Below are 22880 nucleotides of genomic sequence, written 5' to 3' on the forward strand. Positions count from 1 at the left end.
TGAAATGCGCAAAGGCCGGCTTCCAGCCGGCCTTTTGTTCAGCGCGATCGCGCCTCGCATGAAATGCAAAAAATAATTCCTGCCTTGCACGGAACTTTCATCGTGATGCGCTATTATGCGGCTGCCGGGTGGTGGACAAACAAACATGCGTAAAGTTGCGTTAGGTCTCATTCTCTCTGCGGTCTCCGTGCCGTGCTTTGCCCAGACGGTCCTCAAATCCGAGCCCCTGATCCTTGCACCCTATGAGGTCGTGCTCGTGCAGGACGCATCCTGTCCGACCGGCAAGGTCCTCAAGGTCACCGGCGCAATCCGGGGTCTCCATCGACGGAAGGTCTGTGTTTCGCTCGCCTCCGAGCAAGCTTCGCTCGCGACGGCGACGCCGTAAAGCCGCAGGATTTTCCCCTATGCACGTCGGGTCCGCGCAAGCGCCCCGAAGCGGCAGACGTCACGAGTTCAGCCGCGGCTCTATGCGCGCTTCAAGATCGGCGTCCGCCTTGTTCTTGTCCGGATCCTCGTTCGGGTCGAGCTGGCAGGGACGGATCTCATAATCATTGTCCAGCACCGGGCGCGGCGAGCGCTTTTGCTCGTCGGTGACGGCATCAACCACCAGTCCGGATTTCTGGGCCAGGCTCCAGACGTCAGCCTCCGTCGGATAGGCCTTGCTCAGTTTGGCGTCCTGATAGAACAGTGCATACGGCATTTCGTCGCTCCCCCCGAAAACCCGACAACGCCGGCGCCGGTTAAGAGGTTTCCCCAAATGGTATCAGCGTTCCGATCACGGAACCGTGATCGGATTGTCGCCAAGCCATTGAAAGTACGAACCATTCGGACCTTTCCGTGGCGCGCCTTGAGTCCTTAACGCGCGGTAAACCCGGCGAAAAAGAATCCCCGGGACTCTCTGGCTAGAATCGCCGGATGCTCCGTTCCATGAGAGCGATCCTGCAGACCCCGAATGAACGCGTGCTGTTCGCGCTGGCGGTAACGCTGCTGGCAGCCTGCGCCGCGAATGTGGCGCTGGTCTGGGCGTGGCTCTAGATTCTCGTTTCGCGCATTGTCGTCACGCGAAGCGTGCTCCACTGAAAACGCGTTGACCCACGCGAAAACGCCGTGGCCGCCCGGCGGTCGGACCGATTGACGGTCCGTTCATTCCCTCCATCATCTCAAGCGACAACAAGAGCCCTCCGCACGACCGGCGGATGGGCCATTGCGGGGTGGAGCGACCATGATCGAAACACTGAAGGAGCGGGTCAATCGCGACGCGGGGCTGGTGCGCCGCGGCCGGTTTCTCACGACGACCTTCCTGCTCGAGATCGGCAGGACGGCGTGGCTGATTGCGATCCATGAGGGCCGGATCGGATCGGTGACGAAGGGGCCGTTCGTGATGCCGTCGTCGTGCTTTGCGTTGCGCACCTCCGAGGCTGAGTGGGACAGGTTCTGCGAGCACCGGCCGCCGCCGGGCTCCAACGACCTGATGGCGTTGATCAAGCGGCGCGTGCTGAAGGCCGAGGGTGACCTCCAGGTGTTCATGGCGAACCTGCGCTACTTCAAGGAGGCGCTCGGCAAGCTGCGTCGCGAGGGAGTTGCCGCATGAGCGCAAGGTTCGAACCGATCGTCGGCCGCTACATGCATCTCGAATTGTTCGGCCGGCCGCACCGCATCTATGTCGAGGAGGCGGGCGAGGGCACGCCGCTGCTTTGCCTGCACACCGCCGGCAGCGACGGCCGGCAATATCGCGGCCTGATGAACGATCCGCGTGTCACGCGCGATCATCGCGTCATCGCCTTCGACATGCCCTGGCACGGCAAGTCCTCGCCGCCTGAAGGCTGGCATGACGAGGAGTACCAGCTCACCTCGGCGCAATACACGACGATGATCCTCGCCGTGATCGATGCGCTCGAGCTCGACAAGCCGATCGTGATCGGTTGCTCGATCGGCGGACGGATCGCGCTGCAGATCGACACCAGGCGCTGCCCGCTGTTCCTGTTGTCCGGCGAGTACGACTATTCCTGTACGCCGGAGGAGACGCTGGCGGTGGCGAACAGCATTCCCGGAGCGGAGGCCACCATCATGAAAGGCCTCGGCCATTTCCCGATGAGCGAGGATCCGGGCGCGTTCTTGAAGCACCTGCTGCCGGTGCTGGAGAAGATCGCCGCGCGGTGAGGCCATGCGCGACACTGCGCTCGCTCTCCCGCGTGCAGGGAGCTGCTGCGCTTCGGCGCCCTTGGGTGGGATTTATTATCCGCCGCCGTCATGGCCGGGCTCGTCCAGGCCAAGCCCGGGCATGACGATGCTGATAGGACTTCAACCGAATGCCAGTCTTCAAGAACGGGAAATGAGCCCTGCCGCGCTCGATCCGAGGCGGACGAGCAAAGCACCCGCCTACTTGCCGGAGCGCGGTAGCTCGCTGTTGTCGCGGATCGCGGCGCGCACCTTCGCCATCGTGCTGGTGCAGTATTCCTCGCGCTCCTTGAGGAAACGCTGCTGGTTCGCACGGAACTTTGCCACGCGCGCCCGCACGTCCGCCCCGAAATCACCATCGATGTCGAGCCTTGCGAAATGCGGCATCTGCACTTGCGGCGCAGGGGCGGTCACCGCCGCGGCTTCGGTGACGGCCAAGGGGGCGGGCGGAGCGGGCGCCGCGGCAGGAGGCACCTCAAACACGGTCGGCACCGGCAGCGGTGCGGCCACCTGCGTCGGCGCTTCCTGAGTTTCCGTCCCGGTCTCCAGGACAATGGCCGGTGGAGCAGTCCTCTGCGGAGCAGGCTTCATCATCTCGGCGTCCGGGCGCTTGCCGGTCACCGACTGTACGAAGGCGATTGTCTGCGCGATCAGGAGATCGCGTTCTTCCATCCACTTCATGGCGCACCTTGAGCGCGCGGATTGCACCAAAGCAACCTCGCGGAATCAAGCGTTCACCATAATGATGGTTGACGAAGACGTTCGTTTTGCACGCGGGGTGACAAAAGTGTGACACCACTTCCACGCGCGACGCCCTTATCGCTCGCTGGGATGGGTGTTGGGGACGAACGGGTACCGACGATCCGCACCGGGGGCAGATCGGGAGCGTGCGGGATCGGCTACCGGCTGGAGCAGGCGGTCGGCACCGCGCTGATTCCCGCGACGGCCATGCCCAGCAGCATGTTGCGGTTGTCTTCGCGTCCCCTCATGCCGCGCGAGGCTCGGTAAATGCCCTAGTGAGCCGCCGCCTCGACAGTGATCGCTTCGGCCGCACGCGCCTCGATCAGGTCAGCGTAGCGGCCATACTCCTCGGCCATTTCGAGCAGCTTCTCACGCACCGCGGCGTCGGTCACCTGACGGGCCAGCCGTTTCGCCTGATCGGATTGGAAGCGGTAATGTGCTGAGTCGGACATGTGGCACCTCACACGTATGTAAGGGGCCGCTTCCTAAAGGTTCATTGCAGCGTTTGCTTATGATCCGCCGGCTCTGCAATGTCCGCTGCCGTGTCCTCGCGAACCTCGACCTCGAACCAGCCCATCTCCTTGAGCTCACGCGCCTTCTTCTCGGCCGCGTCCTCGCTGTTGCGCTTCAACACGATTCGACTGGTGCCATCGCGGGCAAGGATCAAATAGGTCATCGCCTAAGCCCCCCTTTTTAAATTGCATACACCGTTTCGGCCGGCAAGGGCAGAAGCAATCTGGACGTTGCGTGGTCCTACGGGAATGTCCCCACGAATCCTGCCAGGGCCACGGGACGAGGGCTGGTGCCGGCTGAGGGGATTGAACCCCCGACCTTCAGTTTACAAAACTGCTGCTCTACCGCTGAGCTAAGCCGGCGAATGGGAGGATTTGCGAGGCTCGCATAGCAGACTTGGCGGGCGAGAGCCAGAAGCAGAAATGCCCGTGCCCCGGCGGCGGTCTACGCCTTCGAGCCGGCAACGAAAAGGCGGCCCTTAAGGCCGCCTTGTTCGCTGGATGCACCAAGCTCCGCGCTACTGGCAGGGATGCCGGCGGCCGTCGGCGCCGCGGAACCAGGTGCCGGGGGTGCAGACGAAGCCGTTCTGCCGGGCATATTCCGCGCCGCCGATCGGGGCGGTGGCGATCGCGGCGGCCGTTCCAACGGCGCCGCCGACCACACCGGCCGCAAGGCCGAATGGGCCGGGGTCGTAGCGGTTGTAGCTGCTCTGCCAGTCGCGATCGCGCCGGGTGGTACGGTGGTGATGGGCATAGCCCCGTCCCATCGTCGAGCACATTGCATGCACATGCGCGACATCCGCGACGACTGTCGCGATCTGCGTCTATTCGATCATGGCGAACGCCTTCGCCTGACGCGCCGACAGGTCGGGACATGCGCGTTAACGATTCCTGATGCTGTTTCTTCATAATTGAGCGGGCGCGGATGCTTACGCGTTAGGCTTACCGGCAGTTCGACCCGCGGCCTTAACCCTTGCGCCTGCGCGTTGCTTTAGGTTGCGCGTCGAACAACCGGGACGTGGCATGCGCATCGGCATAGCACTGGCGATACTGGCCGGAATGACCTCAGCGGCGTCGGCCGGCGGCGGCTTCGACATCGTCGTGCCCTCTCGCCCCGGCGTGCCCATCATCATCAATGGGGTCGACGCCTCCTACGCCGTGGTCGAGAGCGCCATGGGTCTCGCCCGCAACGAGTCGATGGTGCCGACGGTCTATGGCGGCCGCCCGGTCGATCCGGTGCCGAATGTCGGCCACTATTATCCAAGCCTCGGCCACATGCCCGGCTACGGCCGCCTCGAGGTCGAGCCGCCGGCGAACCGCCGCCTGCCGCAGCCGGCCGAGAGCTATCACCAGTTATGGTCGGCGCAATCGGCCCCGCTGCCGGCGCAGTCCAACGTCCCCGTCGATCCGCCGCCGGTGATCTACGCGCCGCAGTTCAACGGGACGCGCCCGGGTTCGGTGCCGCGGCCGCCGCATCCCCGGAGCCCGCAATAGCCTTCACGAAGCCCATACCAACGAAAAACACCTACAGGAGAGAGTAATGCGTCAAATGATTACAGGAATGATCGCGGCCGTGGCGGTCATGGCCGCTGCGCCCGCGATGGCATGCGGCTTCAGCCCGTGCGCCGCACCGGTTTATTCCGCGCCGGTCGTGACCTACGGCTACGGTTACGGCTATTCCGGCTGCAACCCCTGCGGCGGCTACGCCGGCTATGGCGGTTACGGCGGCTGGGGGGCAGTCGAGCGTCTGCCGGATCCGGATGCGGTCTATCCTGGCACCGCGCAGCAGTACTACTACGTGAACCAGGGCCCGACCTACACCGGTCCGGGCGACTGGGCGCCGCGTCCGTATTATCGCGAGGGCTATGGCCGCCCGTATTACGGCTATCGCCACTATGGCTACCGCGCGTATCACCACTATCGCCCGTGGTATCACCGTCCGCACTATGGCTATCGTTACGGCCATGCGCCGCGTCATGCCTACGCGCCGTATCACTACGGCCATCGCGTGCTGCGCCGCTATTACTGATCCGGCGATCTCTCGAAGAGATCAGCGCCCGTTCGCATCTCGCGAGCGGGCGTTTTGCTACATCAGCCCGAGCCGGCTCGCCCCGATATAGAGCGCGAGCACCGCGGCGTTCGATACGTTGAGGCTCTTGATCTCGCCGGGCATGTCGAGCCGGGCGACGACGCGGCAGGTCTCGCGCGTCAATTGCCGCAGGCCTTTGCCTTCGGCGCCGAGCACCAGCGCTAAGGGCTGCTGCAACTCCACCTTGCCGAGGTCTTCCGCGCCCTGGCTGTCGAGCCCGACGGTCTGGAAGCCGCGCTCGTTCAGCTCATTCAACGCGCGCGCCAGGTTCTGCACGGTGACCAGCGGCACCAGCTCGAGCGCGCCGGAGGCGGATTTCGCCAGCACCCCGGTCGCCTCCGGGCTGTGGCGGGCGGTGGTGACGATCGCCTTCACCGCGAAGGCCGCAGCCGAGCGCATGATGGCGCCGACATTGTGCGGATCGGTGATCTGGTCCAGCACCAGCACGATGCCCTCCTGCGCCAGTGTGTCGATGCCGGGCGAGGGCAGGGGATCGGCCTCCGCGAGCAGGCCCTGGTGCACGGCGTCGGGGGTGAGGCGCTGGTCGAGCGCGCTGGGACGGACGATTTCCGGCGCGACGCGGGTGTCGATATTCTCCTCAGCAAGGCGCCTCGCGGCGTTCTCGGTGAGGTAAAGCTTGCGGATATAGCGGTCCGGATTGGCGAGCGCGGCCGACACCGTGTGCCAGCCATAGAGAATCACCGGCCCGTCGGAACCCGATTCTCGCTCCCGCCAGGCCGGGGGACGAGAAAATTTCTGCCCTTTTTGGAAGGGTTTACCGCCCTTGCTTCGGAAATTGGGTTTGCGGTCGCGATCGCTCATGTGAGGCTTGTGTCACGGCTCCCGAATATTGGCAATTTAACCCGCAAATAGCGCGCAGGCTTGGTTGACTTTGACCGGTCCCTTCGCCCATAACGGCGCCCGACCGCGCGCCTGAACCGGGCCTGCGCGGTTATCAGCGTCATTTCGATGACCCGGTCCGCCGCCACTCGCGCGGCCGGTCTGGCGCTGTTAGACGGGGGAGTGTCCCGAGTGGCAAAGGGAGCTGACTGTAAATCAGCCGCCTCATGGCTTCGTAGGTTCGAGTCCTACCTCCCCCACCATCCCAATCTTTTGGCTTTGAAAGGTCTACTCTTTTTGGCCCGCGGCCCGCACCTGCCCCTGAGGTGCGGGAATAGAAGTTTCTTGTTCGGTTCTCGCGAGAGTATTCATGGCACCCGTCGCCAGCTTCTGCCGGTTGGCGGTTCGCGTGTAGAGGGCGGCCATCTTCCCACCCTCCCAGCCAAAGATCGCCTCGAGCTGAGCCTCCGTGGCCCCATTATTTGCTGCCCTGGTGGCCGCGGCCTTGCGGAGACCGTGGGCTGACTTCTTGATTCCGGCGGCGCGGCAGGCGTCGCGGAAAGCGTTGCCGACGCTCTCCTTAGTCATCCGATGGCCCTTGGCTGTGGCAATGAATGCCAGATCCCCGGTCGGCCCGGCGTCGAGGGTATTCTGCAGGACGTCAAGCACAGGAATCGTGACACGAGTTCCTGTCTTCTCGGTGTCGATGCTGATCACACCATTTTTGACGTGCTGCTTGCCGAGTGCTGCAGCGTCACCACGGCGCAATCCGGTATAGCAGTAGATATCGAACATGACGCGCTCACGAGTCCCGCGCGGCCACCGCTGTTCGAACTGGATGATCTCTTCTTCTTCCCAGACCGGGAAGCCCTTAGTCTTCGGCTTCGCTACGGACTTGCCGGCCGCCGGATCAGCTTTGACATGTTCGGCATCGACAGCCCATTTGAACAGGCCCTTCATGGTATCGAGAAAGTGCCGCGCCGCATGACCTTTGCGCCGATCGATGCCTGCTTTGATGGCCTTCCCGGTAATCTTGGACAAGGGCTGAACGCAGCAGACCAACTATGTTTGCGCGGATCGGCGTCATGCGGGCGTTGAACAGACACGGGCCGGTGCAACAGCCGCGCCGGAAACGGGCGAAGGCGTACAGGGTGATAGGCTCGACGAGATGAAGCTCTCGCGAATGGTTGTGGTTGCTACTATCGGCGATCTCGATCGAGGCTGCGCTCGGACCTATGCTGCCCATTGGCAGGGGCCGGGCAATGGCAATAGTTATAAATCTGCGATCATCCCGTATCGCTCGCAGCGAAGGCCAAAATCTTGCCTCAATGCTCGAACGCGCCGGTCGTCAGCGGCCCTTGCGATCAATTATGCATCAGATTCAATGTTCACCAAGACGTCCCCTGCGATGATTTCGGGGGTGCCAAGATCAAGGTCATGCAGGCTTGCTTGAACAAACTGCAGGACCTTATCGTTCGCCGCGTTGGCGCTTTCGCGGTCCTCGAATATCATCACAGCGACACCGACGCCTTCGCCCCCATCCAATACATAATAAGATTTAAATCCGGGCGATCCCTTCAGGATCTGGCCGATGCCGCTCTTGGCGCGGCGGGCAGCATCCGCAACCGAACGAACCTTAGTGTACTTTCGAACGAACATATACATGAGACCACCCATGCATCTCAGTTCCGGTCTCGCTCATCAAAGCATATCGGGCCGCTGCTGGACTAGGGCCTGCTTCCTCGATGGGACATTCTGACGGGCGGATTTCCGATCGGAATCGACAGCACTGGCGGCGTCGATGTCAGCAATTTCGACGTGACGCTCCATCTGATCTTCGTGGATGGACCATGCCCAAACGATGCGTCGGCTCCGAGCCAACAGCACGCAGGGTACGGCCCAACCTCGCATTAGCGGGGCTGGGCGACCTATGCCCTGCACTCAACGTCTCTCAATTAATTCTTACTTCTTGCTGAGCCTGTGGCTCAGCCTGCAGCTCAGCTTGTAGCTGAACCAGAAGCTGTGCTTACCCGCTTGCGCTGGGCACCGCGAACAGCACTGACCTAATCCAAGTAAGAGGCGGCCACGGCTGGGGACACGGCCACGGCTGGGGTCATGGCTACGGTTATCGACCATTTGGCTGGAGTCGCGGTCGCAAGGTCGGCTGGCGCGGACACGGCTGCCCGCCCGGTCTCTGGAAACAGGGGCGGTGCTGACCCCAAGGGATTTCGTGGTTGCGGCGGATGAACTGAATCGAGAGAGACTGCCCGCCCAACTTATTCAAACCCCTGCACAGGCGGCGGAGCGGTTTCTGTCGTCGGGGCCGCGACCATCGCATGAACCGGCCGCTGTTCAGGTGCGGCGGCCTGCGGCGCATCCGCTGCGGGGACAACGCGGTGCCTGTCGGCGCGGACCACCTGTGTTGCACGACGTGTGGAGCGACGAGTATGCCGACCACTAGCCACCATGGACCGCGAAATTGAAGGGCCAGCCGTGTAGCCGACAACCGCGCCTGCAATCGCACCGACCGGGCCGAACACCAGCGCGCCGGAGATCGCCCCGAGGGCGGCATCACCGCCCCGCTCCTGCGCAAGTGTTGACGTTGGAACCATGACCAGCATGAGCGCCGCAACCGCGATCGTCTTTTTCACTTCAGATTGCTCCCCATTTTGACCGGTAAACACCCGTCCGATCGATCGCGGCTGATTAACGATGAAACGGGGCAGATTGATGCTCCGGCGCAAATGTGCCGAAAGTCATGAATCGGAGCTGCCAGCCGGTGGCCGCTGAGCTTTGACCAGCTGTGGCGTTTCAGCGGGCGTCACCGTTTCCCGGCTGTTCTCGTTTGCCTTGGAGCTTCTGCTTAGAAGCCCAATGATCCCGACGACCATGAAAAGCCCACCGGTGGCGATCAGCCAATGCGGCAGCTCCATCGTCAGACCATGCGTTCTTAGGTAATCAAACATCGAGCCCGTCATGTGGTTGGGAGAACGGCCCCGACCGGGGCCAATGGGGGCGGTTGATGGTCGGAACCGTTCCTGCGATCCACCGAGATTATGGGCACGCTCAGGATTTAGCGACCAAAAATGTCCCGCGCACAACCCGTCCGGGGAGATCGATTGCGTCGGTGCGGTGCGGCTATCGCCCGTGCATCCTGAAATAGCCGAAGATCACGATGAGGGCGATGGCAGCGATGATCATGCCAACTTCCATAAGGCGACGGAGCTCGCGATCGTCAAACGGCATCGGGCGGTTACCTCGTGCAGGCGAGGCGGTCCCGAGCGTGGGGTAGGTAGCTTTGGGATTGGCCGGGACCGCCCGCCCCAGCACCGCATACCGCTGCTGACGCGCTTGAACGTTGCTCCGTCTGCCGTCGCATACGCTTGAGACGGGCCCGGGATTTCTGTCTCCGTTCGAGGCAGGCCACGGAGTCAACGACCGCTTTTTGATCGGGTGCGGGCGCCGTTGAAAATTCCTTTTAAGGCTCAATGGTGGGAAAAATCCCGCACCGATTTGTAGCTAATTGTAATTACTGGGTTATTCGACGACTACCTCCCCCACCAGCCTTCGCTCGCTTCGCGAGCTTCGGCTAGGCAAGCCAGCAGGATCAATCGTAGCGAAGCGGGCGAAGGCTGCCTCGCCGAAGCCCAAAGGGCGAAGGCGGGCTCAGCATCCACACTGCATCGCAATTCTGACCTGCTCGGCGCCGCGGTTGCCACATCGCGGGCTCCTCACGACAGGGCCTGACGCGGCAATGTGCCTTCGATCCTGATATCGTCGTGTACGACCCGCATCATCGATGGAACCGTAAGCAGGTCGGCGGTGTTGCGGAGAGGCGGAGGCCGACCGGCGCTGCTCTGGTCGTTGTCCGGCGATGGTATCGAGATGGCTCGCGCTGTGAGACAAGGCGGGCCGATTGATGAGGGACAGCGGATCGCGAATGACGGGGATGGATCAAGCCTTGCTCGCCGACGTCGGCGGCACCAATGCGCGGTTCGCGCTGCTCGATCAGGGGACGATTGGCCCGACCACGCATATGAAGGTGGCCGATTACGAGACCCCGGCCGAGGCCATGGCGGCCTTCCTGGATCAGCAGGGCGCACGAGCCACCACCGGCTTCGCCATCATGGATGTCGCGGGGCCGATCGAGAACCAGCGCGTCACCCTGACCAACAGCCGGTGGACGTTCGACGCCGCCGAACTGCAACACCTGTTCGGCTTTCGCGCAGTGCATCTTCTCAATGATTTCGAGGCCATGGCGTGGTCGCTGCCGGCGCTGACCGCGCATGATTTGGTCAAGCTCGGCGGGCAGGATCCGGTCGCCGGCGGGCCGATGCTGGTGGTCGGTCCGGGGACCGGCTTTGGCGCGTCCTGCCTGATGCGGCGCGGCGCCTCGTCGCTGGCGGTCGTCACCGAAGCCGGCCACGCCACCCTGCCGGCAACATCGGAGCGGGAAGAGCAGGTGATCGCGCGCATGCGCAGCCAGTTCGGCCACGTCTCGATCGAGCGGGCGCTGTCCGGGTCCGGGCTGGAGAACCTCTATCGCGCCATCAATGCCATCGATGGCGCCGGCGCGCCCGCGCGCGACGCGGCCTCGATCGTGCACGCCGCTGCCTCCGAGCGCTGCGCCACCAGCCGCGCGGCGCTCGACATGTTCTGCTGTTTCTTGGGCAATGTCTGCGGAAACCTGACGCTGACGTTCTCCGCGTCCGGCGGCCTCTATCTCGCCGGTGGCATCCTGCCGCGCTTCGTCGACTATCTGGCGCGATCGGAGTTTCGCAACCGCTTCGAAGGTAAGGGACGGTTCGGGGCCTATCTCAGACGCGTGCCGGTCAACATCATCGTCACGCCGGATACCGCTTTTGCCGGGCTCAAGACGTTCTTCGAGATGAACGTGTCGACATCCGATCGCCCGCTCGCACCGGCGCAGTGACGATAGATATCGTTTTCGTCGTGCCATCCTGCCGTTGAACTCTCGACCTCCGGCGCTCGTTCGCCGGGTGGCAGCGGCGAGATTCAGCCTCCGGCTGATTGACTGAATGTTCATGATTTGTTCTTATGGTGGCGTTCCCGGAGGAGACACCGCCATGGACAACCGCATCAACGAAATTCGCAGACAGATCAGGGCCTTGAGGATCAGCATGCTCGAGGCCGAGGCGATCATGCGTGAGCAGATCAAGCGGGACGAGGATTGCGCCTTCGTGGCCGGGGACATCCTGAAGATGCGCCTAGTCATGAGCCGCCTGGTCGAGGAGCGCACCGTGCTGGGCGATCACGAGCCGATCCTGGTCAACTTCGCGTCGCGCCAGCCTCGCGCGGGGAAGTCCGTTGTCGTGCCGCTCCCGAAGCGTCATCTGGTCTTCGGCGAACAACGTGCGCGACGACCGCTCGAACTGCTGAGGCTTCGCGCGCAACTGCGCGAGCTGGGCTCGACCGTGGATCAGCTCAAGCAGGCCGGGCTCGACAGCGCGTCCGCACAGCTCCTGCTGTCGCGCAAGCGCGCGCAACTGGACGACATGATCAGCCGGAGGAAGCATGAAAGAGCCGCTTCGCTACTTCCACGACAGCGATGAACACTCGCCCTGGATCAAGGCGCTGGCCGAGGTCCGCCACCGGGCGACGCGCGAAGGTTGGTGCTTTCAGCACGTCCAGGCGATCATCGTGGCGATCGATCAATATGCGGAGGCGGCGCTCGGCAACCGCGAGTTCTTCCTCAACCGGCCGCAAACCGTCGGCCCGATCAAGAGAAGCAGCGTACCGTAGGACGTGCCGCAGGCGGCCGGCGCAGCCAGCTATGCGAGCGGCAATTGACGAGCCGCTCGCGATCAGCAGCCGGGATTGGAATCATTTCTCCGCGAAAGAAATCTCGAAGGACAAGTTTGAGACTGTCTGGAGTCAGGCGAACCAATCGATGGTCGGTCGTGTCAGCCGGTGAGGTGAGGGCATCAGGATCCCGCGCCGCAACCATTTTGGCTTAGCGCCAGCAGGCCACAAAATTTGTTTGCCTGAATGGCGCTGGCGAGAGAAGTATGTACCCGCTTCACCCGGCGACGGCGTTGCATCAGGGGCCTCCGGTTAGTCGCTCCTTGTGATCTGAGCCGGGCAGTCGAGATCGTTCCAAGCGGTCATCTGGATTATTGCCGGCGGTCCGTACCCCCGCGTACGCTGTCGAGATCGGAGCCGGGAGCAAAGCAAACATGAAGGACATGGTGGCGCATCTCGAAAAGCTCCGCGCTGATGCGGCGGAGTGCGCTCTGATCAGAGATCTTGCGACGGATCCCCGCAAGCGCCAGCTGTTCGCCATGCTGGCCGAGCACCTGTCGACGCTCGCGGCCACGGTCGAAACAGAGGTCGCGGCCGCCACCAAGGGCGACAAGGCTGACTGATCCGCGGATCAGCCGGAGCCTCGCGCTAGGATACCCGAAGCCGTCGGACTTCTCCGACTGTCATGTTCAATTCCGATATTTGTTCTGCCCCAAGCCGCCGCTGAATAAGGCTAACGGCCCATCCTTCCGGGACGGTGTCCAGCACTCGATCAACGGCTTCGTCTCGCGGCGTCGCGGCGAGCCAAATCTGTTGCTCGCCCTCATCGGTCGTCACACGAATCAAATGAACCTCGGAGGCAGGCTTATCTTCCATGCTCGCTACAAAGTACCGGCGAGAGCTTTAGTTTCTAACCCCTACGAACGAACCGACTACGGAGACGATTGAGCCTCAAGGTCGTTATGGCATCCTTTGACCTCAGCGTATCCCCCGCTGCGCCGCTACCTGAAATTGGTACGACTTGCCAATTGATGCGAGCCGGAAGAGGACAAAGGCAAAGGGTCTATGAAACGGCAAAGGGTCTATGACGAGAGAGGCCGCCAACTGAGGCGGCCTTACTTGTTTGCCAAGGCTTCGCGGGCCAACCGCTCGGCTCTCAGTCGTTCCAGGTTCTTGTAGCGCGCTTCCTGAGCGAGTTCATGTTCTCGCAGCGCCCGGATGGCGTCTTGTCGGCGCTCTGCATCCCTTGCTTTTCGTGCTTCCCGTGTCAGTCTTTCGCGCTCGGTGGGGGACAGTTTTGACATCTATCCCAACGTAAAGCGGGCAAAATGGTTCCTTTGCGGGCCTTATCCCGCCAGCCTTTTTAGGATGCGGCGTTGGTGATCGATATGGCTCTCATGTAGCAGCCAATAGGTCGCTAGAAGATCAACTGCCAATTCCGTGCTGTGACCATGCGCGCCAAGTCGGCGATGATCTCGACTTGGCGGGCAATATGCCTCTCACTAAGCGCAATGTGCCGCTCAGCATCCGCGAGATGGCCCCTCATCATATGTAGGTCCATCGCCGCACTATGACACGGAACCGGGCGTATCCCTAGTTAATTTGACTAAATCAGAAAACGGGCCGGCCCAGAACATTCCGTAAGCAATCTAGGTCCTCCTGCTGAAAATGTGCGCCAGGCCTTGATTAGATCTCTACTAATCCGAAGCAGCGCACGCAGGACAAGTCGACCCGTCGACATAGCACATCGTCGTCGACGGAGGAACGCTAGCACAGCAGCGGCGTTGGTCCGCATGACCGATAGCGAGTTACGTGAACAATCATTCGAAATCGCTTGGAACGTCCTCGAGCGATCCGGCGATCTTGGTGATCCCCTTGCCGCTGCCCATTTTCTGTTGGGCACGATCGATCGCATGATGCGCAAAGGTGAGAGGCGCCGCCTGCTCCTGTCCAACGCCGCTATCGATGCGTACCGGCTGAGATACGAGCCGCTCGTTCTGGCATCGTGATGCATTTCAATGGCGCGGGTTGCAGGGACTGGTGGGCAGGACGCCCAGCGAGACCCGCCCGATCACGATTAGCGGCGAACTGCTTTCTTCCGGCGATTATAGGGTGAACGGTTGATTGGCCTTAGCGAGATGCCCTCGCGCTGCGCTTTGCTTGCGATCGATGCCGGCGGCCGTTGCATCTTCAGGCTGATCACACCCGTCGGGGTGTTTGCCTTCGCCAGCGCGAGAAGCTGCGTCACTTCCTTGTTGCTCCAGCGCTGATGCGAGCGACGCTTGTATCTCGGGTTCGCCTTGCGCGGCCCTTTTCCTGCCGATCGGTGATCCAGGCCGCTTCCATGCTGATCGTGCCATGTGGTCCTCTCACGCGGTTCCTTCGCCTTCGCGAGAGGGCGGAACGAACGCAAAGCTCGGACGATTCCCGTCGCGAGAACGCGGGCGCACATCCTCATTGCTATCTGACATCTTGAATAGAGCGCCGGACGCAGCCGCGTCGTCAACGCGGCCTCGCACCTTGTCGCGAACGTCAATGTCGAGCGCCGTGCTAGCGTTAAGCGTCGTGCCGGCCCCCGCATCGATTGGAACCAATCGCGCCCGCGGGCTTTGATTTGGATTCTCGTCATGGAGGAGGCACGGATGGCCGAACAGAGCAACGGACCCGCTGGCCCGGACCTCACGCAGGGCGTCGCCCTCGGCGCTTTCGAGAACGACATGCTGGTCGGCCATGTCGGCGAAGACGAGATTTTGCTGGTGCGAAAGGACGGGCAGATCTTCGCGATCGATGCCCATTGCAGTCACTATCATGGTCCGCTCGCGGACGGGCTCGTGGTTGGCGGTAGCGTCCGCTGCCCTTGGCATCACGCCTGCTTCGACCTGCGCAGCGGCGAGGCGACCCGCGCGCCCGCATTGTCTGCACTGTCAGTCTGGAAGGTCGAGCAGGACGGCGACCGTGTCCTCGTTCGCACCAAGCAGGAGCCACACAAGGCCCCTCAGAAGCTTCCGGCCGACGCGCCGAAGCGGATCGTGATTGTCGGGGGCGGTGCTGCCGGCTTCGCAGCGGCGGAGATGCTGAGGCGCGAAGGGTTCGACGGCGCGATCACGATGCTGAGCAGCGACAAGGCGCCGCCGGTCGACCGGCCAAACCTGTCGAAGGACTATCTCGCAGGCAGCGCGCCGGAGGACTGGGTGCCGTTGCGGCCAGACGATTTCTATCCGGAAGCCAGGATCGAGCTTCAGCTCAAGACCGAAGTGACTGCGATCGACAGCAAGGCGAGCCGGGTCGTGCTCGGCGACGGCAAGGCCGTGCCGTACGACCGGTTGCTGCTCGCGACCGGTGCCGAGCCGGTGCGGCTGCCGATCCCAGGCGCCGATCAGCCTCACGTCCTCACCCTGCGTACGCTCGCCGACAGCCGCGCCATCATCGCGACGGCAAAGACAGCGCGGCGCGTGATCGTGATCGGTGCAAGCTTCATCGGGCTGGAGGCCGCGGCGGCATTGCGCACCCGCGGCCTCGAGGTTCATGTCGTGGCGCCTGAAGCGCGCCCGATGGAGCGGATCCTTGGGCCCGAGATGGGCGACTTCGTGCGGGCCCTGCACGAGGAGCACGGCGTGATCTTCCATCTCGGCGACACCGTCACCGCGATCGACGGGCATCGTGCCAGCCTGAAGCGCGGCGGAATGCTGGAGGCCGAGCTTGTCGTGGTCGGCGTCGGCGTGCGGCCGCGGCTGACGCTGGCCGAGCAGGCGGGGCTCGCGCTCGATCGCGGCGTCACCGTGAATGCGCATCTTGAGACCAGCGTGCCCGGCATCTACGCCGCCGGCGATATCGCGCGCTGGCCCGATGCCCATTCCGGCGAGAGCATCCGTGTCGAGCACTGGGTGGTCGCCGAGCGACAGGGACAGACCGCCGCGCGCAACATGCTCGGCCGGAAAGAGCCCTTCGATGCCGTGCCGTTCTTCTGGAGCCAGCATTATGACGTGCCGATCAACTATGTCGGGCACGCGGAGAGGTGGGACGAGATCGCCGTCGACGGCGACATCAAGGGCAGGGACTGCCTGCTGCGCTACAAGAGCAAGGGACGCGTGCTCGCTGTCGCGTCGGTCTATCGCGACCTGGACAATCTGCGGGCCGAGCTCGCGATGGAGCAGGGCGAGACGGTCTGAGCGCCGCGTCCCAACGTCGCGAAAACAGACGGGGCTGGTGTCGTGAACGACGCGAAATCTCGCATGATAGCGGACCTCATCGCCGGCTGCGCCGTTGCGCTGGCGTTGGCCGTGACCGCTTACTACGGATACCTGGCCTGGCTGCTCGTCTCTCCCGACTAGAGTATTTTCGGTTCTGATTGAATCAGAACCGAGGCTCTGGATTCTTGTTTTGACGCGTTTTCTTCACACGAACCAGTGTCCACTTCGCTCGAAAACGCTCCAGGCGATAGTGCCGTCCGCATCCCGGCGCCGGGGCCAAATGCCTCGGCAACGCGCCCGTGACCGGGATGGTCAATCCCGCTGCCCCGCCATATCGTACGATCCCGGCCGGCCGTTCATCGGCGGGTCATCTATCTTCGGCCATCGTCTATGCCGGCCGGAGGTCAAGGGCTACGATATGGAGGAGTTTTGAATGATCAGGGGCAGCCAGCTTGTAACGCCGGCGCTCGTCGCTATCGCGATCGTGGCGTCGCTTGGCGCGCAGGCCAATGCTGCCCAGTGCGGCAACGGGCCGGGCGGCTTCGAGAACTGGAAGCGCGAATTTGCCGAGGAGGCGAGAGCCAAGGGCGTCGGCCCCACCGCGGTTGGCGCGCTGATGCAGACGAACTACGCCAGCGCGACCATTGCGGCCGACCGCGGCCAGCGCAGCTTCGGCCTGTCGCTCGAGCAGTTCATGGCTAAGCGCGGCGCCGCGACCATCGTGGCGCGTGGCCGTTCGCTCAAGCAATCGCATGCCGCGATGTTCGCGCAGATCGAGCAGCGCTACGGCGTGCCGCCCGGGCCGCTGATCGCGATCTGGGGCATGGAGACCGGCTTCGGCAGCCAGCGTGGCAACCAGAACATGCTGTCGTCGATCGCAACGCTCGCCTATGACTGCCGCCGTCCGGAGTTCTTCACCGACCAGCTCTATGCCGCGCTGAAGCTGATCGACCGCGGCGCGATCTCGCCGAACCAGCGCGGCTCGATGCATGGCGAGGTCGGCCAGACCCAGTTCATGCCGAAAAATATCCTCAACTACGGCGTCGGTAATCTTGACGTCGCCGCCAACGCGCTGAGCTCGACGGCGAACTTTCTGCGCGCCCATGGCTGGCGCGCGGGAGCGGGCTATCAGCCCGGAGAACCCAATTTCGCAGCGATCGAGGCCTGGAACGGTGCACAGGTCTATCAGAAGTCGATCGCCATCATGGGACGGCAGATCGACGGGCGGTGAGCCGGCGGTCCGGTTTCATGGCCCTTCACCTCTTGTTAACGCAAGGGTGGCCAGATCGGTGCTGCGAACGCGCGAGAGTGGAGACAACTCCGTGCTCAAGGACGGCACCTACGCGGCCTGGTTCAGGACGCCGCTTGGCGAAGGCACTGGCATCGTTCATTTTGCCGACGGCAAGCTGTGGGGCCGTGACAGCATCATGCTCTACAGCGGCACGTACGAGGTCGCGGGCGATCGCTTCTCTGCCATCGTCACCACCAAGCGGCATACGGAGGGCCATGCGACGGTGTTCGGCGTCGATGATCTTGTGTTGAGGCTCGAAGGCTTGTCGGCCGGCGCGATTGCGACCTGTACCGGGACCGCCGACCAGGTGCCTGGTGTGCCGTTCGAGGCGACATTGATCCCGAGCGAGGGCTTGCCAGCCGAGCCCAAAGCGAACGCTCCCACGCCCGCGCCGAAGTTCGATGCGAGCAAGCTCCCGAAGCTCCCGAGCCGTTCCAGCCATCGCTGATCGCATCTTGGCGATCCGCGCTTCAGGCGTCGGTCGGGCTCGCGGTCTCCGGAAAAGGCGCGCCCGGCAGATAGAGCCTGACCGGGCGGATCTCGTAGACTGCGGTTGGATTCGCCCGGCGCAAGTCCCGCGCGGCCGCGATGGCCGCGTCCTCGTCGGCGCAGTCGATCACGTAGAGCCCGAGCAGTTGCTCCTTGGTCTCGGCGAACGGGCCATCGATCACCATCCCCTGGCCCGGCCCGCGCAGGGTGCGCGCCTTGTCGGTGTCGCCGAGCCGTGCGGCGGGACCGAGCCGGCCCTTGAGCCGTTCGTGGACCTCGCGCAGGCCGGCCATCACGGACGCGTCCTCTGCCGCGGTCCATGACTTGACCTCGGCTTCGACGTGGTAGGCCAGGATGGCATAAAGCATCGGTAGCTCTCCTCATTTTGCTGCGTCTGGACAAAGGACGTTTCGACACGGCCCGAACCGACAATTTTTGTCGGGAGCGCCAGCCGCGAATCAACTGACCCGTACAGCACAAAGGCGCGGCGGAATCACTCCCGCCGCGCCCCGGTTTGTTGTCTCGCTGGTCAAGGGCTGAGAGCGCCCCGATGCCAGGCTCATTGGTCAAGGCCTAGCGGGCGATCCCAGCGAGGTGACAGCGCTTGAGATAAGACACTGGATCACCTCCTTTCGTTGTTGATGGGACTGCAAATATAGGCAGCGAATCGGCCTCTGTTAAGGCGGCAAGTTCGCGGGGCAGGCGAGGGAACGGGGCGGATTATGCGCAAATAAAGGCCGTTCACAGAGGCCGAAGACGCAGCCGGAGCAGTTGAGGCGGCCGCCCGGCCGTGTTAGGTGATCGCGCAACGCGGGTGTAGCTCAATGGTAGAGCAGCAGCCTTCCAAGCTGAATACGAGGGTTCGATTCCCTTCACCCGCTCCAACACCGTCCGTAAAAATCACGACGAAACAACGTGTTGCATGTGCTCTCGCCTGCAAGATGCGTCGCATTCTTGTTCGACCTCGATCATCTGTCGCTTCAACGCGGCATTGAGCGCTCAGTCATTCACGATGGCGGCGGTGAGGTTCTTCAGTCAGGCGCCAACCTCCGCGGTCTCGCGGTCCATACTGACATTGTAATCGCAGCATTAATGGATTTTTGCTGCGCGAAGCGCCGCACGACTGCCTCGTCGACGCCCGAAGCGCACCTTGCGGGATTTGAGGGGAAGGACTCGCAATAACACCGATAGATAGGTCTAGCCGGTGGCCCTGGGCAGATAGCCTCTGGCCGTGACTTCCGCGGAGAGTTCCTCGATGGTCTTGCGCTGTTCCATGGCGGCTCGCCGGATGAGCGCGAAGGCGGCCGGTTCGGCGATGGCATGCGAGTGCATGACCTGGAGGACGGCGGCAAGCACGACGCGGCGCGAGCGAAGGCGCTGCTCCAGCTTGGCGACCTGCTGCTTCAACTCGTTGGTGCGCTCGTTGCGTTCGAACGCCATGACGAGCGCGGCGTAGATACCGGCCGAGCGCAGCGGCTTGACGAGAAACGTGGCGGGATCGAGCTCGAGCATCAGCTTCAGGCGGCTCGGCGTCTCCGTGCCGAGCAGGGCGATGACCGGGCATCGTCCGAGGAACGCGCGCTGCGCCGGCGCGGTCAGCGGCAGGAATTCGTCATCGATCAGCGCCAGGTCCGCGCAGCCGTCGACGGCGCCGCCGGGCTCCCACTGGATGGTGTCGATCCCGAGGCGCTCGAACTGACGTCGGACGATCGACGCGTCGCGTTCGTCCTTGATGGCAACGAGCGCCTTGCGTCCGCGCAGCGAAAATGAAGACGGCTTGCTCATTTCACAACCCGCAAATGCGGCGCATTCGGCGACGCTCCGTCCCTTGCGGTCTCCCGCGCGGGGCTGACGGCGACGTCGAGCTGCGTCAGATAGGGATCCGGCCTAACGGGAGCATCTGCTTCCCAGAAGATGTCAAACTGTCCTTCGGCGTTGGAAACGGCGAGCCGCGGCGTCAGGACGCAGTGGTTGTTGCCGCCGTCGATCCAGACCGGTCCTTGCGGCGAATTGTAGCGATGGCCCGCCGCGGCGCGCCGCACCTCGCCGATGTTGGATGTGCCCGCGCGTTGCAGCGCGCGCGCCAGCAGATAGACCGCGACATAAGTGGATTGTCCGTCGACGCAGGGGCTGCTGGCATCGCCATAGCGCGCCTTCCAGCGTGCGACGAAGGTGCGGTTCTCGGGCAGGCGGATGCTTTCGAAATAGGCCGACGACGTGATGCAGCCGGCCGATGCCGGTCCCACAACCTTGAGCTCGGGCTCGCACAGGCTGCAGCTCAGCATCGGGATGTTGAGGCCTGCGCTTGTGGTCGCGGCGTGGAAGGCGCGGATAAAATCGTAGCTCGAGCTACCGACCAGGGTATTGAAGACGGCCGGCGGCCTGCGGCGCACAATCTCATCGACAATGTGGCCGACCGTGCTTTCGCCGAGCTCAAGCAGCCGTTCGGCAAGGATGCTGCCTTGCGCCGCCGTCACCAGCTCGCGTGTCACGCGATTGGTTTCCCAGGTCCAGACATAATTGGAGCCAACGCAGAAGAGGTGCCGCGTGACGTTTTCGAGCACATAGCGCACGAGCGGGAGCACGTTGTGGTTGGGCGATGCGCCGACATAGATGACGTTGTCTGAACATTCGAACCCCTCGTAGCGGGCGGGGTGCCAGAGCAGGCGATCGGTGCGCTCGACGATTGGCAGCACCTGCTTGCGCGATGCCGAGGTATAACAGCCGACAATGTGCTCGACGCCGACGTTGCGAATGAGGTCGTCGCAAGCGGTGTGATACTCCGAAACGACGCCACGGGGATCGCGGACGTGGGGCGTGATCGAGAAGTCGAAGTCACTCTCGTTGTTGATCTCGTCGACGGCCATCAACGCGCTCTTGAGCAATTCGCGTCCCATGGCCTGATAGGGCCCGTGCTGCGAGCATATGATGCCTACTGGAATGGACGGCTTCGTCATCGGGGACTTTCGGCAGTGCAAGGCATTGAGCAGACCATCATCGCCGCTATGGGCGCAAGAGGTCTTGCTGAATTGCTGCGCATGCACCTCGTGAAATTTGTGCAGCCAGCTCGTTGACAATGCGCCGGACACGTACTTAGAATTTTCTGCTACCGGGCTTCCTGTCGAACCTTGCGTGCGTCGATCTGGCCGATGACGTCCTGATCCCCGCACTACGTGCTGCGTTCGATTTCAGGCCCATGCGATAGATCATAGCCGCGGCATTAGAGCCATTCGTCACCTCGTTTCGGAGGGGCGGGTGGCTTTTTTCTTTTGCCGCCAAATTAGTTGGCGATGCGTTGTCGCCAAGCCGGAGGCGCATGCGCGGTGATTGGCCCGCGCTTGCGTTACGTCAAGCGCGGGGATGAGAAACGATGCCGACGACAGATCTTCACTATCTCGGACTCATTGAAGTCGGGCAGCAGATCCATGCAAGGAAGCTGTCGCCGGTCGAAGTGACCAAGGCGATGCTCGCACGGATCGAGCAGCTCGACGGCAAGCTCAAGAGCTACGCTTACGTGATGGCCGATGCGGCGCTCGCCGAAGCCGCCACTGCCGAGAAGGATATCGCATCCGGCAAGATCAAGGGGCGGCTGCATGGCGTGCCGATCGCGGTCAAGGATCTCTGCTGGGTCAAGGGCGCGCCGGCCGCCCATGGCATGCCGATCCACCGCGACTTCCGTCCCAACGAGGACGCCACGGTGGTTGCGCGGCTGAAGAATGCGGGCGCGATCATTCTCGGCAAGCTGCAGCAGACCGAGGGCGCCTATGCCGATCACCATCCGAAGATCGATCCGCCGAAGAACCCGTGGAATGCGGATCTCTGGTCGGGGGCATCCTCGAGCGGTTCGGGTGTCGCGACCGCCGCAGGCCTCTGCTTCGGATCGCTCGGCACCGACACCGGCGGATCGATTCGCTTTCCCTCGGCCGCCAACGGCATCACGGGGCTGAAGCCGACCTGGGGGCGGGTCAGCCGCTATGGCGCGTTCGAGCTCGCGGCCACACTGGATCACATCGGACCGATGGCGCGCAGCGCGGTGGATTGCGGTGCGATGCTTGCCGTGATCGCAGGCCAGGACCCCAAGGATACGACATCCGTGCCGCTGCCCGTGCCGGACTATCTCGCCGGCCTATCGGGTGATCTGCGCGGCGTGACGATCGGTGTCGACCGGCGCTGGACCAGCGAGGGCACCGACGAGGCCGCGGGCAAGGTGCTTAGCGAAGGCTTGCGTGTCGCCGCCGATCTCGGCGCAACGATCAAGGACATCGCGTTTCCCGATGCCGTGGCCGTGATCGAGGATTGGTTCCCGCTGTGCGGCATCGAGGTGGCTGTCGCGCACGAGCAGACCTATCCGTCGCGCAAGGACGAATATGGCCCCGCGCTTGCAAGCCTGCTCGATCTCGGCCGGGCGCAATCCGGCATGGACTATCAGAAGATCGTACTGCGGCGCGAAGCATTTCGCGGCGCGGTGCGGCTGCTGTTCGAGACGGTCGATCTCATCGCGGTTCCGGCCCAGGCGTTCGCCGCGCCCACGCTCGTCAAGATGGCGACGCTCGGCGAGGATGCGTCCCTGATCACCGGACTACTCCGCTTCACCTGTCCGTTCGACATGACCGGAAGCCCGACCGTGACACTTCCCGGCGGTTTCGCCCCGAACGGCGGTCCGGTCGCTTTCCAGTTTATCGCGCCTCACTTCGGCGAAGCAAGCCTGGTGCGCGCAGGCGATGCGCTCCAGCGCGTCACCGACTGGCACAAGCGCCATCCCGCACTCTGAATCGAGGAGTCCCTCG

At 63.3% G+C, this 22880-nt stretch carries 29 protein-coding genes and 3 tRNA genes; 16 read left to right on the plus strand and 16 right to left on the minus strand.

The window, feature by feature from the left end; translation table 11 throughout:
• Positions 1-145: 145 nt before the first annotated feature.
• Positions 146-385: a DUF6719 family protein gene (locus MTX19_RS15610; RefSeq protein ID WP_280984331.1), complete on the plus strand. Its 240-nt coding sequence runs from the start codon at positions 146-148 to the stop codon at positions 383-385.
• A gap of 60 nt (positions 386-445) precedes the next feature.
• Here MTX19_RS15610 and MTX19_RS15615 read toward each other — a convergent pair whose 3' ends face one another.
• Complete coding sequence (locus tag MTX19_RS15615) at positions 446-700, minus strand: hypothetical protein (protein ID WP_280984332.1); 255 nt, start codon at positions 698-700, stop codon at positions 446-448.
• A gap of 522 nt (positions 701-1222) precedes the next feature.
• Here MTX19_RS15615 and MTX19_RS15620 point away from each other — a divergent pair.
• The gene (locus tag MTX19_RS15620; protein WP_280984333.1) at positions 1223-1591 is read left to right on the plus strand and encodes a hypothetical protein; all 369 of its coding nucleotides are present in this window, start codon (positions 1223-1225) and stop codon (positions 1589-1591) included.
• Entirely contained in the window at positions 1588-2160 is a 573-nt protein-coding gene (locus MTX19_RS15625) for an alpha/beta hydrolase (protein WP_280984334.1), read from the plus strand. Before MTX19_RS15620 ends, MTX19_RS15625 begins: the two co-directional genes overlap by 4 nt.
• Before the next feature lie 219 nt (positions 2161-2379).
• Here MTX19_RS15625 and MTX19_RS15630 read toward each other — a convergent pair whose 3' ends face one another.
• The 5 genes from MTX19_RS15630 to MTX19_RS15650 all read right to left on the minus strand — a co-directional run bounded on the left by MTX19_RS15630 (position 2380) and on the right by MTX19_RS15650 (position 4198).
• Positions 2380-2859, minus strand: a complete 480-nt coding sequence (locus MTX19_RS15630) for a hypothetical protein (protein ID WP_280984335.1) — start codon at positions 2857-2859, stop codon at positions 2380-2382.
• Positions 2860-3191: 332 nt separating this feature from the next.
• Positions 3192-3371, minus strand: coding sequence for a hypothetical protein (locus MTX19_RS15635; RefSeq protein WP_280984336.1), 180 nt, complete (start codon positions 3369-3371; stop codon positions 3192-3194).
• Positions 3372-3412: 41 nt separating this feature from the next.
• Positions 3413-3595: a hypothetical protein gene (locus MTX19_RS15640; RefSeq protein ID WP_280984337.1), complete on the minus strand. Its 183-nt coding sequence runs from the start codon at positions 3593-3595 to the stop codon at positions 3413-3415.
• Between the two features lie 124 nt (positions 3596-3719).
• Positions 3720-3794: transfer RNA gene (locus tag MTX19_RS15645), tRNA-Thr, on the minus strand.
• 155 nt (positions 3795-3949) lie between these two features.
• Complete coding sequence (locus tag MTX19_RS15650; protein WP_280985025.1) at positions 3950-4198, minus strand: hypothetical protein; 249 nt, start codon at positions 4196-4198, stop codon at positions 3950-3952.
• Between the two features lie 256 nt (positions 4199-4454).
• On the opposite strand from MTX19_RS15650, the gene MTX19_RS15655 reads away from it, so the two are divergent.
• Positions 4455-4925, plus strand: a complete 471-nt coding sequence (locus MTX19_RS15655) for a hypothetical protein (RefSeq protein WP_280984338.1) — start codon at positions 4455-4457, stop codon at positions 4923-4925.
• A 46-nt stretch (positions 4926-4971) separates the two neighbouring features.
• Positions 4972-5460 (plus strand): hypothetical protein, encoded by a 489-nt coding sequence (locus tag MTX19_RS15660; protein WP_280984339.1) that lies wholly within the window; start codon positions 4972-4974, stop codon positions 5458-5460.
• Between the two features lie 57 nt (positions 5461-5517).
• Here the strand turns inward: MTX19_RS15660 and rlmB are convergent, their stop codons facing one another.
• Entirely contained in the window at positions 5518-6342 is an 825-nt protein-coding gene (gene rlmB, locus MTX19_RS15665; protein ID WP_280984340.1) for a 23S rRNA (guanosine(2251)-2'-O)-methyltransferase RlmB, read from the minus strand.
• Between the two features lie 195 nt (positions 6343-6537).
• On the opposite strand from rlmB, the gene MTX19_RS15670 reads away from it, so the two are divergent.
• A tRNA-Tyr gene (locus MTX19_RS15670) sits at positions 6538-6623 on the plus strand.
• Positions 6624-6648: 25 nt separating this feature from the next.
• On the opposite strand, the gene MTX19_RS15675 is transcribed toward MTX19_RS15670, so the two are convergent.
• From MTX19_RS15675 to MTX19_RS15690, 4 genes are all read right to left on the minus strand, one after another.
• Complete coding sequence (locus MTX19_RS15675; RefSeq protein WP_280984341.1) at positions 6649-7401, minus strand: tyrosine-type recombinase/integrase; 753 nt, start codon at positions 7399-7401, stop codon at positions 6649-6651.
• A 327-nt stretch (positions 7402-7728) separates the two neighbouring features.
• The gene (locus tag MTX19_RS15680) at positions 7729-8025 is read right to left on the minus strand and encodes a hypothetical protein (RefSeq protein ID WP_280984342.1); all 297 of its coding nucleotides are present in this window, start codon (positions 8023-8025) and stop codon (positions 7729-7731) included.
• A gap of 611 nt (positions 8026-8636) precedes the next feature.
• On the minus strand, positions 8637-8981 hold the full coding sequence (locus MTX19_RS15685; protein WP_280984803.1) for a hypothetical protein: 345 nt from the start codon (positions 8979-8981) through the stop codon (positions 8637-8639).
• Positions 8982-9116: 135 nt separating this feature from the next.
• Complete coding sequence (locus tag MTX19_RS15690) at positions 9117-9326, minus strand: hypothetical protein (RefSeq protein WP_280984343.1); 210 nt, start codon at positions 9324-9326, stop codon at positions 9117-9119.
• A gap of 983 nt (positions 9327-10309) precedes the next feature.
• Between MTX19_RS15690 and glk the strand changes: the two genes are divergently transcribed.
• The 4 genes from glk to MTX19_RS15710 all read left to right on the plus strand — a co-directional run bounded on the left by glk (position 10310) and on the right by MTX19_RS15710 (position 12746).
• Positions 10310-11293 (plus strand): glucokinase, encoded by a 984-nt coding sequence (glk, locus tag MTX19_RS15695; protein WP_280984344.1) that lies wholly within the window; start codon positions 10310-10312, stop codon positions 11291-11293.
• Positions 11294-11447: 154 nt separating this feature from the next.
• A complete protein-coding gene (locus tag MTX19_RS39265; RefSeq protein ID WP_348638297.1) occupies positions 11448-11933 on the plus strand; it encodes a hypothetical protein in 486 nt (161 codons plus the stop codon).
• Complete coding sequence (locus MTX19_RS15705) at positions 11896-12123, plus strand: hypothetical protein (protein WP_280984345.1); 228 nt, start codon at positions 11896-11898, stop codon at positions 12121-12123. Before MTX19_RS39265 ends, MTX19_RS15705 begins: the two co-directional genes overlap by 38 nt.
• A gap of 434 nt (positions 12124-12557) precedes the next feature.
• Positions 12558-12746, plus strand: a complete 189-nt coding sequence (locus tag MTX19_RS15710; protein WP_280984346.1) for a hypothetical protein — start codon at positions 12558-12560, stop codon at positions 12744-12746.
• A gap of 492 nt (positions 12747-13238) precedes the next feature.
• Here MTX19_RS15710 and MTX19_RS15715 read toward each other — a convergent pair whose 3' ends face one another.
• Entirely contained in the window at positions 13239-13427 is a 189-nt protein-coding gene (locus MTX19_RS15715) for a hypothetical protein (RefSeq protein WP_280984347.1), read from the minus strand.
• A 489-nt stretch (positions 13428-13916) separates the two neighbouring features.
• Here MTX19_RS15715 and MTX19_RS15720 point away from each other — a divergent pair, with 489 nt between their 5' ends.
• The gene (locus MTX19_RS15720) at positions 13917-14132 is read left to right on the plus strand and encodes a hypothetical protein (protein ID WP_280984348.1); all 216 of its coding nucleotides are present in this window, start codon (positions 13917-13919) and stop codon (positions 14130-14132) included.
• A gap of 68 nt (positions 14133-14200) precedes the next feature.
• Here the strand turns inward: MTX19_RS15720 and MTX19_RS15725 are convergent, their stop codons facing one another.
• On the minus strand, positions 14201-14629 hold the full coding sequence (locus tag MTX19_RS15725) for a hypothetical protein (protein ID WP_280984349.1): 429 nt from the start codon (positions 14627-14629) through the stop codon (positions 14201-14203).
• A gap of 136 nt (positions 14630-14765) precedes the next feature.
• Here MTX19_RS15725 and MTX19_RS15730 point away from each other — a divergent pair, with 136 nt between their 5' ends.
• The 3 genes from MTX19_RS15730 (at position 14766) to MTX19_RS15740 (ending at position 18052) form a co-directional block, all read left to right on the plus strand.
• Positions 14766-16292, plus strand: coding sequence for an FAD-dependent oxidoreductase (locus MTX19_RS15730; RefSeq protein WP_280984350.1), 1527 nt, complete (start codon positions 14766-14768; stop codon positions 16290-16292).
• Positions 16293-16746: 454 nt separating this feature from the next.
• Positions 16747-17544 carry a lytic murein transglycosylase gene (locus MTX19_RS15735; protein ID WP_280984351.1) on the plus strand — a complete coding sequence of 266 codons (798 nt, stop codon included), beginning with the start codon at positions 16747-16749 and terminating at the stop codon, positions 17542-17544.
• A 91-nt stretch (positions 17545-17635) separates the two neighbouring features.
• Positions 17636-18052: a hypothetical protein gene (locus MTX19_RS15740; protein WP_280984352.1), complete on the plus strand. Its 417-nt coding sequence runs from the start codon at positions 17636-17638 to the stop codon at positions 18050-18052.
• Between the two features lie 22 nt (positions 18053-18074).
• On the opposite strand, the gene MTX19_RS15745 is transcribed toward MTX19_RS15740, so the two are convergent.
• Positions 18075-18461: a YciI family protein gene (locus MTX19_RS15745; RefSeq protein WP_280984353.1), complete on the minus strand. Its 387-nt coding sequence runs from the start codon at positions 18459-18461 to the stop codon at positions 18075-18077.
• A 442-nt stretch (positions 18462-18903) separates the two neighbouring features.
• Here MTX19_RS15745 and MTX19_RS15750 point away from each other — a divergent pair.
• Positions 18904-18977 (plus strand) — tRNA-Gly (locus MTX19_RS15750).
• A 313-nt stretch (positions 18978-19290) separates the two neighbouring features.
• On the opposite strand, the gene MTX19_RS15755 is transcribed toward MTX19_RS15750, so the two are convergent.
• Positions 19291-19878: an ANTAR domain-containing protein gene (locus MTX19_RS15755; protein ID WP_280984354.1), complete on the minus strand. Its 588-nt coding sequence runs from the start codon at positions 19876-19878 to the stop codon at positions 19291-19293.
• Positions 19875-21050, minus strand: a complete 1176-nt coding sequence (locus tag MTX19_RS15760) for a transporter substrate-binding domain-containing protein (protein ID WP_280984355.1) — start codon at positions 21048-21050, stop codon at positions 19875-19877. The genes MTX19_RS15755 and MTX19_RS15760 overlap by 4 nt, the downstream gene beginning before the upstream one ends.
• Before the next feature lie 413 nt (positions 21051-21463).
• Here MTX19_RS15760 and MTX19_RS15765 point away from each other — a divergent pair, with 413 nt between their 5' ends.
• Positions 21464-22864, plus strand: a complete 1401-nt coding sequence (locus MTX19_RS15765) for an amidase (RefSeq protein ID WP_280986051.1) — start codon at positions 21464-21466, stop codon at positions 22862-22864.
• Positions 22865-22880 lie beyond the last annotated feature (16 nt).

It is taken from the genome of Bradyrhizobium sp. ISRA464, assembly GCF_029910095.1.
Taxonomy (GTDB): Bacteria; Pseudomonadota; Alphaproteobacteria; order Rhizobiales; family Xanthobacteraceae; genus Bradyrhizobium.